This is a genomic window from Sphingosinicella sp., from assembly GCF_052387495.1.
In the GTDB taxonomy this organism is placed as follows: Bacteria; Pseudomonadota; Alphaproteobacteria; order Sphingomonadales; family Sphingomonadaceae; genus Allosphingosinicella.
Genome location: NZ_JBQTJC010000063.1, coordinates 1 through 13,857, shown reverse-complemented (window position 1 = coordinate 13,857; position 13,857 = coordinate 1). Strand labels below are relative to the sequence as shown.

Here is a 13,857-nt window from a genome sequence, read left to right as displayed (position 1 = left end):
CCGCGGGTCCGTGCCGTGGGGATCTGTCTCAACACTTCCGCCATGGAGGAGGACGCCGCCAAGCGCCTCTGCGCCGTCACCGCGGCGCAGCTGGACCTGCCCTGTACCGATCCGGTCCGCTTCGGCGTCGAACCGATCCTCGACCATTTGCTATGCCTCGAACCCTCCGCACCGAGCACGATCGCTTCCCGCTGAGAGCGCCGTTCCGCATCGCGCGGGGCGTGAAGACCGCGGCCGACGTCGTGACTGTTTCGATCACGGACGGCGCGGCGCGTGGACGCGGCGAGGCCGTTCCTTATCCCCGCTACGGCGAGAGCGTGGAAAGCGTGCTCGCCCAGATCGAAGGCATCCGCGCGCTGATCGAGAAAAGCGCAGGCCGCGAGGCGCTCCGCGAAGTGCTGCCCGCCGGCGCGGCGCGCAACGCGGTGGATTGCGCGCTGTGGGACCTCGAGGCGCGGCTCTCCGGCCGCGGCGTCGCGGAGGCGATCGGCGGCGAGACGCCGGGGCCGATCGCCACCGCCCTCACCATTTCAATCGATACACCTCCGGCGATGGCCGCCGCGGCGGCGGAGCTTTCGAACGTGCCGCTGCTCAAGATCAAGGTCGATGCCCTGGACCCGGCGGCACGAATCCGCGCGGTGAGGGCTGCGGCGCCCGCCCCGATGCTGATCGTCGATCCGAACGAGAGCTGGGACCGCGCGCTGGTCGAGGCGATGCAGGAGGTTCTGATCGAGGCGGAGGTCGCCCTGCTGGAACAGCCGGTTCCGGCCGGGGAGGATGGCTGGCTCGAGGGCTTCTCTCCCGCGGTGCCGATCTGCGCCGACGAATCGATCCATGTCGCGGCCGACCTGCCCGCCGTCGCGCGGCGCTACCAGGCGGTGAACGTCAAGCTCGACAAAGCGGGCGGGCTGACCGAGGCGCTGGAGGTGGCCCGGACGGCGCGCGCGATGGGTCTCGGGCTGATGACCGGATGCATGATCAGCTCGTCGCTGTCGATCGCGCCCGCGCTTCACCTCGCCGCGATGTCGGATTTCGCCGATCTCGACGGACCGCTATGGCTCGTGGCGGACCGGCCCGGCGGGGTCAGGGCCGATGCCGGCTTTCTCAATCCGCCCGCGCCCGGCTTTTGGGGAACGCCATGAGAATATTGTGTGTCGCGATGCTCCTGCTCTCCGTGGCACCCGCCGCGAGCGCGCAGGAGCGCGTCGATCTGATCATTCGCGGCGGCACGGTCTACACCGGCTCCGACGCGCCGTTCGTCGGCGACGTCGCGGTGTCCGGCGATCGCATTCGTGCAATCGGCCCGCGGCTCGACCACCAGGCGACGCGAATCGTCGACGCGCGCGGGATGATCGTCGCGCCCGGCTTCATCGATCCGCACGCCCATCTCGGCGAGCAGCTGGCCTCGGAGGATGCGCGGACGCGGCTGATCCCCGCTTTCCTGATGCAGGGCGTGACGACCGCGCTGATCGGCAATGACGGCGGTGGCGATGCCGACGCGGCGGCGGTGCTGGGGCGGGCGCGGGCGCGTCCGGTTGGGATCAATTACGCGACCTATGTCGGCTTCGGGTCGGTGCGCCGGGCGGTGGTCGGCGAGGCGGACCGCGCGCCGACGGCGGAGGAGCTGGCGCGGATGCGCGAGATGGTCGCCGGCGCGATGTGCCAGGGGGCGCTCGGCTTTTCGACCGGCCTCTTTTACGCGCCCCAGAGCTTCGCGCGGACCGACGAGGTGGTCGCGCTCGCCCGCGAGGCGGCGCGGCGCGGCGGCGTCTACGACACGCATCTCCGCGACGAATCCTCTTACTCGATCGGCTTGGCCGCCGCGGTGGACGAGGCGATCGCGATCGGGCGGGAGGCGGGCCTCCCGGTCAACATCTCGCACATCAAGGCGCTGGGCGTCGACGTGCACGGCCAGGCGCCGGCGATCATCGCCCGCATCGAGGCGGCTCGCCAAGACGGCCAGCGCGTCACCGCCGATCAATATCCCTGGTCGGCCTCGGGCACGAGCCTGGTCGCTTCCTTGGTGCCGCGCTGGGCGCAGGATGGCGGGCGGGAGGCGCTGCTGCGGCGGTTCGACGATGCCACGCTCGCGGCGCGGCTGCGGGCCGAGATGGCCGAGAATCTGCGGCGGCGCGGCGGCGCCGAGACTTTGCTGATCACCGCAGGGAGGCATCGCGGGCGCCGGCTGTCCGAGGTTGCCGGGAGCGGCGACCCGATCGAGGCGGCGATCGCCGCGATCCGCGAGGCCGATGCGAGCGTGGTCTCGTTCAACCAGACCGACGCGGACATCGAGGCGTTCATGCGCCAGCCCTGGGTGATGAGCGGCTCGGACGCGTCCGCGGGCCATCCCCGTGCTTACGGCAGCTTCGCGCGCCTCTATGCGGAATATGTCCAGCGGCGGCGGGTGCTGACCCTGCGCGCCTTCATCGAGCGGAGCACGGCGCTGCCGGCGGACACGTTCGGCCTCGTCGGTCGCGGCCGGCTGCGGCCCGGCGCCTTCGCCGACATCGTCGTCTTCGATCCCGCGCGCTACGCGGCCCAAGCGACCTACGAAGAACCGACGCGGCTCGCGACCGGGGTGCGGACGGTGCTCGTCAACGGCGTCGTGGTGGTCGAGAATGGCGCGCTGATCGGCGCCGCGCCGGGGCGCGGGCTCGCGCATGTCCCGCCGCCGGGAAGCTGCCCATGAGCCTGCTCCGGGCTTGGGTCGCCATTCCGCTGTGGAAGCGCGTGCTCGCCGCGCTCGCGCTGGGGCTACTGTTCGCAGCCGTCTGGCCGCAGGGAACGCCTTATGTGCAGTTCATCGGCGAGCTCTTCGTCCGCGCGATCCGGATGCTCGTCGTGCCGATCGTGCTGGTGACGATCGCCGCCGGCATCACCACGCTCGGCGATCCCAAGCGGATCGGGGGAATCGGCGGGCGCACGATCGCCCTGTTCGCGTTCACCACCGCGATCGCGGTGTCGATCGGCATGGCGGTGGCGAGCCTGATCCGGCCGGGCGAAGGCGCGCCGCTCGGCACCGCGACGGCGCACGCGATCGGCACCCCGCCGACGCCCTACGAGCAGCTCGTCGGCATCATCCCGACCAACATCTTCGACGCGCTCGTCAAGGGCGACATGCTGGCGATCATCTTCGTCGCCATCCTGCTCGGCATCGGCACGCTGCTGGCCGGCGAGGCGGGGAAGCCCTTCGCGGGCCTGCTCCAGTCGGCCACCGCCGTCCTCCTCAAGATCGTCGGCATCGTCATGGAGGCGACGCCGTTCGGCGTCTTCGCCCTGATCGCCAACGCGGTCGCTGCGAACGGTGCGGCGGTCTTCATCAATGTCGGCTGGCTGGCGCTGGCGGTGGTGCTGGGCTCGGCGCTCCAGATCCTGCTCGTCCACAGCCTGCTGCTGCGTTTCGTCGCGCGGGTGCCGGTGGCGCGCTTCTTCCGCGGCATCATAGACGCGCTCGCCGTGGCCTTCTCCACCGCCTCCAGCTCGGCGACCCTGCCGGTCGCGATGCGCGTCGCCGAGAAGAATATCGGCGTCGGCCGCTCGATCTATTCGACGACGCTGCCGCTCGGCGCCGCGATCGGCAAGGACGGCACCGCCATGTATGTCGGGCTGCTCAGCCTGTTCAGCCTGCAGGCGCTCGGCGTGCCGCTGACGGGGATGACCTACGGGCTTGTGCTGCTGACCGGCGCCCTGGCCGCGTTCGGCACCGCGCCGGTGCCCTCCGCTTCCCTCTTCATGCTGGCCGCCGTCCTCTCCTCGGTCGGCGTGCCGCCGGAGCAGACGGCCCTCGTGGTGGGCTTCGTTCTCCCGTTCGACCGGCTGCTCGACATGACCCGCACGGTGCCGAGCGCCAGCGCCAACCTCACCGTCGCGACCTGCGTCGCGCGCTGGGAAAACGAGCTGGACGATACTGTGCTGCGGCCGAAGAACGATGACACAGACGATTGACCCCGAAGCCTGGCACCGGGACGGCTATGCCGTCGTCCGCGCCTTCTTCACGCCCGAGGAGGTGGCGGCGATCGGCGCCGAGATCGACGCTGTCCACGCCGAGGGCATGGCGCACGGCCGCAGCTTCCGGCACGGCAATCTCTTCTACAAGATCGCGCAGAGCGAGGCGGGCCCGCGCGTCCAGATGGTCCAATGGCCGGCCTATCACCGGCCCGCTTTGGACGCAGTTCGGCTCGATCCCCGCTTCGCAAGGCTGCTCGAGCCGCTGATCGGACGCGACATCAAGCAGATCATCAACCAGATCCACTGGAAGGCGCCGGGCGCCGCGGGCGATTTCGCCTGGCACCAGGATTCGCGCTTCCGTCAGCCCGCCGAATGCTACCGCAACCTCGTGACGTCCTATGTCCAGACCGGGCTCGCGATCGATCCGCACCGCCCGGAGTCCGGCGGCATGTCCTTCGTCCCCCGCAGCCACAGGTTCGGCGACCTCGATCTCGACACCGACGACGACGTGCTCGGCCGGGAGATGCAGGACGCGGCGCTCGAACGGGTCGGGCTCTCGGCCGACGATGCGATCCAGCTCGAACTCGAGCCCGGCGATCTCGCGCTGTGGAATCCCTATCTGGTCCACGGCTCCGGGACCAATGGTGCCGTCCACCAACGCCGCTTCTATATCAACGGCTATGTTCGCGCCGATGATTGCGACCGCGGCGAATGGGCCTTCCGCGACGGCCTGTCGGTGCCGCTGGGGCCGGAACCGGCGATGGTCCATTATGAGGCGCTGCGGGAGCGTGGCGAGCCCTATTATGTGTAGGATCGCGCGATGAAGCCTTTGCTCACGTTCATGCGAGCCGCTCTGCTGGCCCTCGTCCTTGCCGGCGCCGCGCCGGCGCTGGCCTGGCAGCAAGACCTTCAGCAGCGGGTCGCCGCGCGGCTGGCGGAAGCGCCGCAGGGCACGCGCTTCGGTCTCGTCGTCCTGGATCCGGAGGGGCGAGAGCTGATCGCGATCAACCCGAACGAGCGCTTCATTCCGGCGTCCAACACCAAGCTGTTGACGACCGCGGCCGCGTTCGCGACCCTGACGGGCCTGGACCAGCCGGATGCGGCCGGGGGCGCGGCGGTGCGGCTCGAAGAGGGCCGGCGTGGGATACCGGACGTGATCCTGATCGGGCATGGCGACGCGCGCCTGTCGAGCGCGCCGGACTGCGTCGCCAACTGCCTGGCGACCCTAGCGGACGCGATCACGGCACGAACCCGGCGGGTGCGCCACGTGATCGGCGACGACACCTTGTTTCCGGACCAGCGCTGGAGCCCGGGGATGAGCTGGAACAACATCGTCACCGGCTACGGCACCGGCATCTCGGCGCTGACCCTCGACGACAACGAGATCAGGGTCCGGGTCACGCCCGGCGCGGCGGGCCAGGCGCCTTCGCTCGATCATCTGCCTTACTATCGGATCGTCAACGAGGCGGTGACGATCGCGGAGGGGGCGACGCAGCTGCGCTTCACCCGCCTGCCGGGCAGCATGGAGCTGCGTCTCACCGGGCGCATCCTGGCCGGCGCCCAGCCGGAGACGCTTCGCCTCGGCATCGACGACCCCGCCCACTACGCCGCGTCGCGGCTGCGCACCATGCTGGAGGCGCGCGGCGTCCGGGTGACCGGCGAGGTCGGCGTCCGCCACCGGCCCGCCGAAGGCGGCGAGGGTGAGCAACGGACCGATAATGCGCTGCCCCCGGTCGCGTCCGGAGAGGTGCTGGCGCGGCTGATTCCGCCTCCGCTCGCCGAGGATGTCACCCGAATCAACAAGGAGAGCCAGAACCTTCACGCCGAGCTGATGATCCGGCGGCTCGGCGCGCTGAGCGGCTCAGGCTCGATCCAGGACGGCGTCGCGCTGATCGAGACGATGATGAGCAGGGCCGGCGCGCGGCGCACGAGCTGGGACCTCTCGGACGGATCGGGCATGTCGACCTACAACCGGATGGCGCCGCGCGCCGTCGCCGCCTTGCTGCGCTGGGCCGCGACCCAGCCCTGGGGGCCGGCCTGGCGCGCCACCTTCCCGGTCGCCGGGGTCGACGGCACGCTCGCCCGGCGCTTCCGGGGCACGCCGCTCGAAGGGCGCCTGTTCGCCAAGACGGGCACGCTCAACGCGACCAACGGCCTATCCGGCTACCTGATCGCGCGGAGCGGGCGGACCCTCGTCTTCTCCTTCTTCGCCAACGACGTTCCCGGCGGCGGCGGCGCGACCGCGGTAATGGATGCGGTGCTGGTCGCGATCGCGGAAGCGAACTAGCCGAAAGCTTCGATCACCGCGTTTCCCGTGGCGCGGCGCAATTCCAGGATGCCGGTCTCGCGGTGGCGGGTCGGGTGCACCCGGTTGGTGAGCAGGGTCCAGGCGAGGCCGCGCCCGAAATCGACCCAGAGGCCAGTGCCGGTGAAGCCGGTATGGCCGATCGTCTCGGGCGAGCAGGCGTCGCCGCCGTGCCAGCCGGCAAAGCGCCGCTCCCAACCGCAGGTGCGGTCGGCGTGGACCCGCGTACGGATCGCGTCCAGCAGGAACGGCGAGGCGCTGCCGTCGAGCAGCCCGCGCGCATGGCCGAGGACGCCGGCCACGGTGCCGAACAGCCCGGCATGGCCAGCCGCGCCGCCGAGCGCCCAGGCGTTCTCGTCGTGCACCTCGCCCTTTATGACCCGGCCGCGCCAAGTACAGGCTTCGGTCGCGACGGCCGGCCCGGGCGGCGGGCCGAAGGCGAGGCCGGGCGGCAGTGGCCAAGCCGAGAGCGGGGCGCCGGTGAGCCGCTCGATCGCGATGCCGAGCAGGATGTAATTGATGTCGGAATAGACCGGCGGGCCGTGCCGCCACTCGCGCTGCAGCACGAAGGCGCGGAGCCGCTCGGGGTCACTGCCATAAGTGTAGATCGGCTCGACCGCGGGCAGGAAGGTCCGGTGCGCGAGGCAATCGCGAAAGGTCAGCCGGCGCTCGGCCGCATTGGCGACGTCATATTGACGCAGGTCCGGAATCGCGTCGGTCAGCGGCCGGTCGAGATCGAGCCGGCCCTGTTCCGCAAGGGTCAGGATCATCGTCGTCGTGGCGATCACCTTCGACACCGAGGCGAGATCGAACCAATGCGTCTCGGTCAGGGGCTCGGGGTCCGGCACGAGCGCGGCCATGCCGGCGAAGCGGACGGCCCGACGCCCGTCGGCGGTGACGACGCCAAGCGTCGCCCCGGGGATGCACCGCTCCTCGACCGCCGCGCGCGCCGGCGCGAAGGCGCGCTCGATCGCGTCCGCGGTCATGCCGCGGCCTCGTCGTCGTCGCGCGGACGCGGCCGGGCGCGGCCGATCAGCGGCAGGAACAGGATCGCCGCCAGGCTGGCCACGCCGGAGAGCAGGAAGAACAGGTCGAAGCCGTTATAACCCGCCGCGTTGAAGCTCTCGACCATCGAGCCGCCGGAGCCGGAGAGCAGGCGCGGCAGCAGAAAGGCGAAGCCGGACAGGAAGGCATACTGCGCGGCCGGGTGGCGCGGATCGACCAACAGCGAGAGGTAGACGACGAAGATCGTTCCGGCCATGCCGTTGCCGAACTGGTCGAGCGCGGTCGCGAGGTACAAGGTCGCTTCCTGCGGCGGCTGGTGGGCGAGCCAGACGAAACCGAAATTGCCCAGCCCGGCGAACAATGCGCCCGCGGCGAGCGCCCAGGTCAGTCGCCACCGGGCCGCCATCCAGCCGCCGAGCGCGACGCCGACGATGCTGGCGATTAGCGCGACGTAGGAATCGGCGCGGCCGATCTCGCTCAGCGAATAGCCGAGCTCGCGGATCATCGGCTTGGAGAGGTTCAATGCCAGCACGTCGCCCATCCGGTAGATCGAGACGAACGCCATCAGCGCCAGCGCCATGAAGCCGTAGCGCCAGAAGAATTCGATATAGGGCCCGATCGCGAGCGAGCGCCGCGCCGGCGCGGTCGGCGGCAGCTTGCGGATCTTCGGCAAAGCCGCCGCCATGAGCAGGAACGGGACCATGCACAGCGCCAGGACATAGGGCGTGACGTTGGTCTGGCCGTTCATGCCCATGCCCCCCGCCGCGCCGAGCAACAGCCAACCCACGGTCCCGGTCACGACCATCGCGGCCAGCAGGATGGCGACGCTCGCGGCGAGGCCTGTCGTCAAGGCGCCCCAGCGCCCGCCCCGCGCCTCGGGGTCCGGGCGCATCGCGGCGAGCACCGGGAAAGGCGCGAAAGCGGCCGCGGCGATGGCGAGATAGGCGCCGGTCCAGCCCCAGCCCGGCTGGTCGGCGATGAGCAGAGCCCCGCTCCCCGCCGCGACCATCGCGGTGCGGTAGCCCCAGAGGTTCGCGGCGGCGAGCGGGGCCTGGTCCGCCTGGGCCGGCGCCAGCTCGATCCGCCAGGCGTCCGCGGCCACTTCGAGCGTCGTCGTCCAGAAAGCGAGCAGCACGGCAAACAGGGCGACGAGCGCGAGCGAATCGCCGGGCGAGACGAAGGCCATCGCCGCCATCGAGGAGAAGATGCCGAGCTGGGCGAGCATGATCCAGCCGCGTCTCTTGCCCCAGAAGCGGCCGAAGCCTGGGACCTGGTAGCGATCCACCAAGGGCGCCCAGAGGACCTTGAAGGTCGGCAGCAGCTGCACCCAGGCGAAGAAGCCGATGATGACGAGCCCGATCTCGTGCGCCTGCAGGCGAAGCATGAGCACGGTCGAGAACATGTAGAAGGGCAGGCCGGCCGAGAAGCCGAGCAGGAGATAGAGCGCCTGCCGGCGCAGACCCCTCGGCACCACCCGATCGGGCGAAGCGGCATCGCCGTAAGCCGTTGATGCCATCAGCCCCTCACCTTCCGCCGGCAGCCCCTCGCTGCCATGCTGGTAGCACGCGCGACGGCCGTGGGACGACCAAATGGCGACAGGTTATGGCCGGGCCAACAGAAACTATGGTGAGCCGTCACATTCTTGTTCCTTAATGCCCGCTGGACGCTGCCTAAGGGGGAATGAATGATGCGCGCTTCCACGTCACTCAGAGCAGTGCTCGTCTCGGGCATCGGCATGACCGCGATGGCGATGGCGAGCGCCGCCTCGGCGCAAGGCACGCCGGCAGGACAAACGGCTAGCGAGGACGAGCAATCCATCCTCGTGACCGGCACGCGCGTGGTGCGCGACGGCTATCTGGCGCCGACACCGCTCACCGTCCTCAATACCGAGGAAATTCAGAACACCTCGCCGACCAACAATATCGCCGATTTCATCAATCAGCAGCCGGCGCTCGCGGGATCGACGCGGCCATCCAACTCGCGCCTCAACATCAGCAGCGGCCAGGCGGGCATCAACGCGCTCAACCTGCGCAACCTGGGCGCGGTTCGGACGCTCATCCTGCTCAACGGCCGACGCTCGGTCGCCTCGACGAGCGACAGCCTGGTCGACGTCAACACGATTCCGCAAATTCTGGTCGAGCGAGTCGAGATCGTCACCGGCGGCGCCTCGGCGACTTATGGCTCGGACGCGGTCGCGGGCGTCGTCAACTTCATCCTGGATACCGACTATGAGGGGCTCCGGATCCAGGGCGACTCGGGCATCACCTCGCGCGGCGACGGCTTCAACTATTCGTTCGACGTCGCCGGCGGCCTGTCCTTCGCGGACGGCCGCGGCCATGTGCTGGTCAGCGCCGGGATCGATCACCGCGACGGCATTTTCGATGTCGCCGACCGCGACTGGAACCAGACCGGCTTCGTCCGCATCCAGAATCCCGCCTGGACAACCCCCAACAGCACCAACCCGAGATTCCTCACCACGCTGCGCCAGGTCGGCGCGGCGAACTCGACGCCGGGCGGCCTCATCACGAACTCGTCCGGCGGCGTCGCCAACAGTCTGCGCGGCCTTTATTTCGGCGCCGGCGGCCAGATCCTCCAGTATCAGTACGGCGCGGTGACCTTCCCATCGCCCACCGGCGCGGCCGCTCCGACTCTCACGCAGGGGGGCGACTGGCGGGTCAATGATTCAGGCCGCCGCATCGGCCTCGACGCCGAGGACGACCGCCGCAGCTTCTTCGGCCGGATCAGCTACGAGGTCGCGGACGGCTTCACCCTGTTCGCCGAGGGTTCGTACAACTGGCAGGAGGTGTTCTTCAATTCCGGCCCGAACCTCGCCACCGGCATCGTGCTTCAGGCCGATAATGCCTTCCTGATCAATACTTTCAATGCCGCCGGCCGCTCGCTTGCCGGAATCAATACGGTGACGATCGCGACGACCGCGCAGGACCTGCCCTTCCGGGTGATCAACAACCGGCGCGAGGTGCAGCGCTACGTGGTCGGCGCGCTCGGCGATTTCGAGCTGTTCGGCAACCGGGCGCAATGGGACGTGTACGGGCAATATGGCCGCGCCGACGTGCGCGAGCAGCTGCGCAACATCATGAACACGCAGCGGATGCGGGATGCGACCGACGCCGTGTTCTCGATCCCCGGCGACACCTCCAGCCCGATCGTCTGCCGGATCAATGTCGACGCCAATCCGAGCAACAATGATCCCGCCTGCGTGCCGATCAACCGGCTCGGCATCGGCGTCATCAACCCCGCGGCGATCCCGTATGTGCTCGGCGATCCCTTTCGCGACCAGGTCGTGGAGCAGACCGTGGTCGGCGCCAACCTGTCGTTCACGCCGTTCGCGACCTGGGCCGGCGACGTCTCGATGGCGATCGGCGCCGAATATCGCGAGGAGCAGATCAGCGGCTTCGTCCCTCCCGAATTCCAGCCGCTCGTCACGACAAACGCGGCCGGACTACCCGTGACGACGAATCGCTGGTCAGTCGGCAACTATTTGCCGACCACGGGCGAGTATGACGTGAAGGAAGCCTATTTCGAGGTCGTCGTGCCGTTGGGCCTCGGCCTCGAGTTCAACGGCGCTGTCCGCGCCACCGATTATTCGACCTCCGGCTATGTCACGACCTGGCGCGCCGGAGCCACCTGGCAGCCGATCGAGGACGTCAGGCTCCGGGTCACGCGCTCGCGCGATATCCGCGCGCCCAACTTGAGCGAGCTGTTCGCGGCCGGAACCGCGAATACCGACTCGGTCAGCAATCCGTTCTTCAATTCCACTACCGGTACAGCCACCCCACTCAACGGAGTGATCTACAACACCGCCAGCATCGGCTATTCGGGGCTGATCACCGGCAACCCGAACCTGGAGCCCGAACGGGCGGACTCCTGGAATATCGGCGGGGTGATCTCGCCGCGCTTCATTCCCGGATTCAGCGCCTCGGTCGACTATTTCCGCATCGACCTGGACGGTGCGATCGACTCCATCAGCCCGCAGGCCATCATCAATCGCTGCTCTGAGGGCGTGCAGGAATATTGCAACGCCATCACTCAGGATCCGGACAATGCGAGCCGAATCCTGATCCGCCGCCAGCCTTTCAACTTCGTGCGCAGGCTGGTGCGGGGCATCGATTTCGAGGCGACCTACCGCCTGCCGCTGAATCGGCTCTTCTCCGGCGCGCAGGGCAATTTCACGCTGCGTGGCGTGGCGACCCACTACCTTGAGAACATCATCGATACCGGCATTTCCACAACGACGCCCATCGACACGACGGGCGTGAACGGCGGCCAGTCCAGCACGCCGAGCTGGCTCTACCGCATCACCGCGACCTATGATGTCCCGCAAGGCTCGCTCACGGCGGTCGCGCGCGGGGTGAGCGCCGGCCGTTATGACTCCGCCGGAATCGAATGCGCGCCCGGCACCTGCCCGATCGCAACCACGCAGGCTCCGACCTATAACGACAACACCGTCTCCGGCGCCTTCTATGTCGATCTCAACGCGACCTTGAGATTCGCCGCCCTGGGCGACGGCAACGGCGAATTCTTCATCAACGTGACCAACCTGTTCGACGCCGATCCGATCCTGCTGCCCGAAACCGGCCTCGCCGCGAACAGCACCTATAGCGATCTGCTCGGGCGAGCTTTCCGGGTCGGCGTGCGTTTACAGTTCCGCTAGGCACAGGCGCCTGGCGGGGGACGCCGCCGCCCGGTGCGGCGGCGATCCTCTCTGACGATCCGGCCTTGGGACGCACGATGAACGCCTTTCAGCTTCGCGGCGGCACTATCCATTGCGAGGAGGCGCCGCTGCCACAGATCGCGGCCGCGGTCGGCACCCCCGTCTATGTCTATTCGGAGGGTGCGATGCGCAGCCAGGCGCGGGCGCTGCTGCGGGCGCTGTCGCCGCTCGATGGCCCGCTTGTCGCCTATGCCGTGAAGGCCAATCCGAACGGCGCCGTGCTGCGGACGCTGGCGGCGGAAGGCTTGGGCGCCGACGTCGTCTCCGGCGGCGAGTATCGCCGCGCGCGCTGGGCCGGGATTGCGCCCGACAAGATCGTGTTCTCCGGCGTCGGCAAGACCGCCGAAGAGATGGTGCTGGCGCTGGAAGGCGGCCTCTACCAGTTCAATCTCGAATCGCTGCCCGAGGCCGAGCTCCTCTCGGAGATCGCGGTCTCGATGGGGCGGATCGCACCGGTGGCGATCCGGCTCAACCCGGATGTCGAGGCGGGCACGCACGCCAAGATTTCGACCGGAGCCGCGCACAACAAGTTCGGCATCCCGATCGCCGATGCGCCGGCTGCCTGCGCCCGCATCGCGTCGCTGCCGGGGCTGCGGCTCAACGGCCTCGCCGTCCATATCGGCAGCCAGCTCGCGAGCCTGGCGCCGCTCGAGGCCGCGTTCGGCAAGCTTGGCGCGATGATCGGGCGATTGCGCGGCGAGGGCCATGACATCCGCACCGCCGATCTCGGCGGCGGCCTCGGCATTAGCTACGACCCCGCGCAACCGGCGCCGCCGACGATCGCGGACTATTGCGCCATGGTGGTCCGGGTCACGCGCGGCTGGGACGCGCGGCTGATCTTCGAGCCGGGGCGACTGATCGTCGGCGACGCAGGCGTCCTGCTGACCGAGGTCATCCGCGTGAAGCCGGGTTTGGGCCAGCCCTTCGTCGTCCTCGACGCGGCGATGAACGATCTGGTGCGCCCCAGCCTCTATGACGCCTGGCACGGCATCGACGCGGTGCGGCCGACGGGCAAGCGCATGATTGCCGACGTGGTCGGCCCGGTCTGCGAGACCGGCGACACCTTCGCTGTCGAGCGCGAGATGGACGCGGTCGAGGCCGGCGATCTGGTCGTGATCCGGACCGCCGGGGCCTATGCCGCGACGATGGGCAGCACCTACAATTCCCGGCCCCACGCCGCCGAAGTGCTCGTCGACGGCAGCGACTGGGCGCTGATTCGCGCACGCCGCGAGGCAGAGGGGTTTCTGGAGGATGAGCGCCTGCCGCACTGGATGACGACGGCAGATTGAGGCTGGTTGCGGGGGCAGGATTTGAACCTGCGACCTTCAGGTTATGAGCCTGACGAGCTACCGGGCTGCTCCACCCCGCGCCACTCAGCTGGGCCGCTCGGCGCACGCGTTCAGCGTGTCGGAGCGGCTCTTTGACATTGTGAATGGGTTCGTTTCGATCATTTCCATGCACCGGCCGCAAAGCCTGGCGACGACCTACACTTCCGACGCTTAAGCGGCAGTACCATCGGCGCTGTCCGGTTTCACGGCCGAGTTCGGGATGGGATCGGGTGGGTCACGGACGCTATGGTCACCAAGCTATGAGGCAGGTGCATGAAAAAGGATCTAGAAATCGTGCAACTTTGATCTGCTGAGCCACATGCCGACGGCAGCTCCAAGGCTGTCGTTGACGGTGTGAACTCTCAAGCGCGAATAGAGCAATTAGGACCGGTTAGCTCCACAGGTTACCCTGCTTCCACATCCGGCCTATCAACGTGGTGGTCTTCCACGGCTCTGAGATATCTTATCTTGAGGGAGGCTTCCCGCTTAGATGCTTTCAGCGGTTATCCCGTCCATGCATAGCTACCCTGCTGCGCGGC

10 protein-coding genes, 1 tRNA gene and 2 rRNA genes are annotated in these 13,857 nt (G+C 68.8%); 8 read left to right on the top strand and 5 right to left on the bottom strand.

Features of this window, described 5'->3' with window-relative positions; genetic code table 11:
- The 6 genes from ACT4N8_RS03535 to dacB form a co-directional block, all read left to right on the top strand.
- The coding region (locus tag ACT4N8_RS03535) for a DUF1611 domain-containing protein (RefSeq protein ID WP_444856756.1) at positions 1 to 195 on the top strand (195 nt) is incomplete at its 5' end.
- Positions 153 to 1,142, top strand: coding sequence for an N-acetyl-D-Glu racemase DgcA (gene dgcA / locus ACT4N8_RS03530; protein ID WP_444856755.1), 990 nt, complete (start codon positions 153 to 155; stop codon positions 1,140 to 1,142). The genes ACT4N8_RS03535 and dgcA, both read left to right, overlap by 43 nt.
- Entirely contained in the window at positions 1,139 to 2,689 is a 1,551-nt protein-coding gene (locus ACT4N8_RS03525; protein ID WP_444856754.1) for an N-acyl-D-amino-acid deacylase family protein, read from the top strand. The genes dgcA and ACT4N8_RS03525 overlap by 4 nt, the downstream gene beginning before the upstream one ends.
- A complete protein-coding gene (locus tag ACT4N8_RS03520; RefSeq protein WP_444856753.1) occupies positions 2,686 to 3,945 on the top strand; it encodes a dicarboxylate/amino acid:cation symporter in 1,260 nt (419 codons plus the stop codon). Before ACT4N8_RS03525 ends, ACT4N8_RS03520 begins: the two co-directional genes overlap by 4 nt.
- Complete coding sequence (locus ACT4N8_RS03515) at positions 3,929 to 4,759, top strand: phytanoyl-CoA dioxygenase family protein (protein WP_444856752.1); 831 nt, start codon at positions 3,929 to 3,931, stop codon at positions 4,757 to 4,759. Before ACT4N8_RS03520 ends, ACT4N8_RS03515 begins: the two co-directional genes overlap by 17 nt.
- A gap of 9 nt (positions 4,760 to 4,768) precedes the next feature.
- Positions 4,769 to 6,235 (top strand): D-alanyl-D-alanine carboxypeptidase/D-alanyl-D-alanine endopeptidase, encoded by a 1,467-nt coding sequence (dacB, locus tag ACT4N8_RS03510; RefSeq protein ID WP_444856751.1) that lies wholly within the window; start codon positions 4,769 to 4,771, stop codon positions 6,233 to 6,235.
- Here the strand turns inward: dacB and ACT4N8_RS03505 are convergent.
- On the bottom strand, positions 6,232 to 7,239 hold the full coding sequence (locus ACT4N8_RS03505) for a serine hydrolase domain-containing protein (RefSeq protein ID WP_444856750.1): 1,008 nt from the start codon (positions 7,237 to 7,239) through the stop codon (positions 6,232 to 6,234). The two genes, dacB and ACT4N8_RS03505, sit on opposite strands and share 4 nt — an antisense overlap.
- The gene (locus ACT4N8_RS03500) at positions 7,236 to 8,774 is read right to left on the bottom strand and encodes a permease (protein WP_444856749.1); all 1,539 of its coding nucleotides are present in this window, start codon (positions 8,772 to 8,774) and stop codon (positions 7,236 to 7,238) included. Before ACT4N8_RS03500 ends, ACT4N8_RS03505 begins: the two co-directional genes overlap by 4 nt.
- Positions 8,775 to 8,942: 168 nt before the next feature.
- On the opposite strand from ACT4N8_RS03500, the gene ACT4N8_RS03495 reads away from it, so the two are divergent.
- Both ACT4N8_RS03495 and lysA read left to right on the top strand, forming a co-directional pair.
- Positions 8,943 to 11,930, top strand: coding sequence for a TonB-dependent receptor domain-containing protein (locus ACT4N8_RS03495; RefSeq protein WP_444856748.1), 2,988 nt, complete (start codon positions 8,943 to 8,945; stop codon positions 11,928 to 11,930).
- A 77-nt stretch (positions 11,931 to 12,007) separates the two neighbouring features.
- The gene (gene lysA / locus ACT4N8_RS03490; protein WP_444856747.1) at positions 12,008 to 13,279 is read left to right on the top strand and encodes a diaminopimelate decarboxylase; all 1,272 of its coding nucleotides are present in this window, start codon (positions 12,008 to 12,010) and stop codon (positions 13,277 to 13,279) included.
- Between the two features lie 3 nt (positions 13,280 to 13,282).
- Here lysA and ACT4N8_RS03485 read toward each other — a convergent pair.
- From ACT4N8_RS03485 to ACT4N8_RS03475, 3 genes are all read right to left on the bottom strand, one after another.
- Positions 13,283 to 13,359: transfer RNA gene (locus ACT4N8_RS03485), tRNA-Met, on the bottom strand.
- Positions 13,360 to 13,461: 102 nt separating this feature from the next.
- Positions 13,462 to 13,576: ribosomal RNA gene (gene rrf, locus ACT4N8_RS03480) — 5S ribosomal RNA — on the bottom strand.
- A 104-nt stretch (positions 13,577 to 13,680) separates the two neighbouring features.
- Positions 13,681 to 13,857: ribosomal RNA gene (locus ACT4N8_RS03475) — 23S ribosomal RNA — on the bottom strand; the annotation flags it as partial.

Coding starts and splice junctions, on each gene's coding strand:
- ACT4N8_RS03515 (WP_444856752.1), top strand. CDS start 3,929: ATGACACAGACGATTGACCCCGAAGCCTGGCACCGGGACGGCTATGCC.
- ACT4N8_RS03500 (WP_444856749.1), bottom strand. CDS start 8,774: ATGGCATCAACGGCTTACGGCGATGCCGCTTCGCCCGATCGGGTGGTG.
- ACT4N8_RS03505 (WP_444856750.1), bottom strand. CDS start 7,239: ATGACCGCGGACGCGATCGAGCGCGCCTTCGCGCCGGCGCGCGCGGCG.
- ACT4N8_RS03495 (WP_444856748.1), top strand. CDS start 8,943: ATGATGCGCGCTTCCACGTCACTCAGAGCAGTGCTCGTCTCGGGCATC.
- ACT4N8_RS03525 (WP_444856754.1), top strand. CDS start 1,139: ATGAGAATATTGTGTGTCGCGATGCTCCTGCTCTCCGTGGCACCCGCC.
- dgcA (WP_444856755.1), top strand. CDS start 153: ATGCCTCGAACCCTCCGCACCGAGCACGATCGCTTCCCGCTGAGAGCG.
- ACT4N8_RS03520 (WP_444856753.1), top strand. CDS start 2,686: ATGAGCCTGCTCCGGGCTTGGGTCGCCATTCCGCTGTGGAAGCGCGTG.
- dacB (WP_444856751.1), top strand. CDS start 4,769: ATGAAGCCTTTGCTCACGTTCATGCGAGCCGCTCTGCTGGCCCTCGTC.
- lysA (WP_444856747.1), top strand. CDS start 12,008: ATGAACGCCTTTCAGCTTCGCGGCGGCACTATCCATTGCGAGGAGGCG.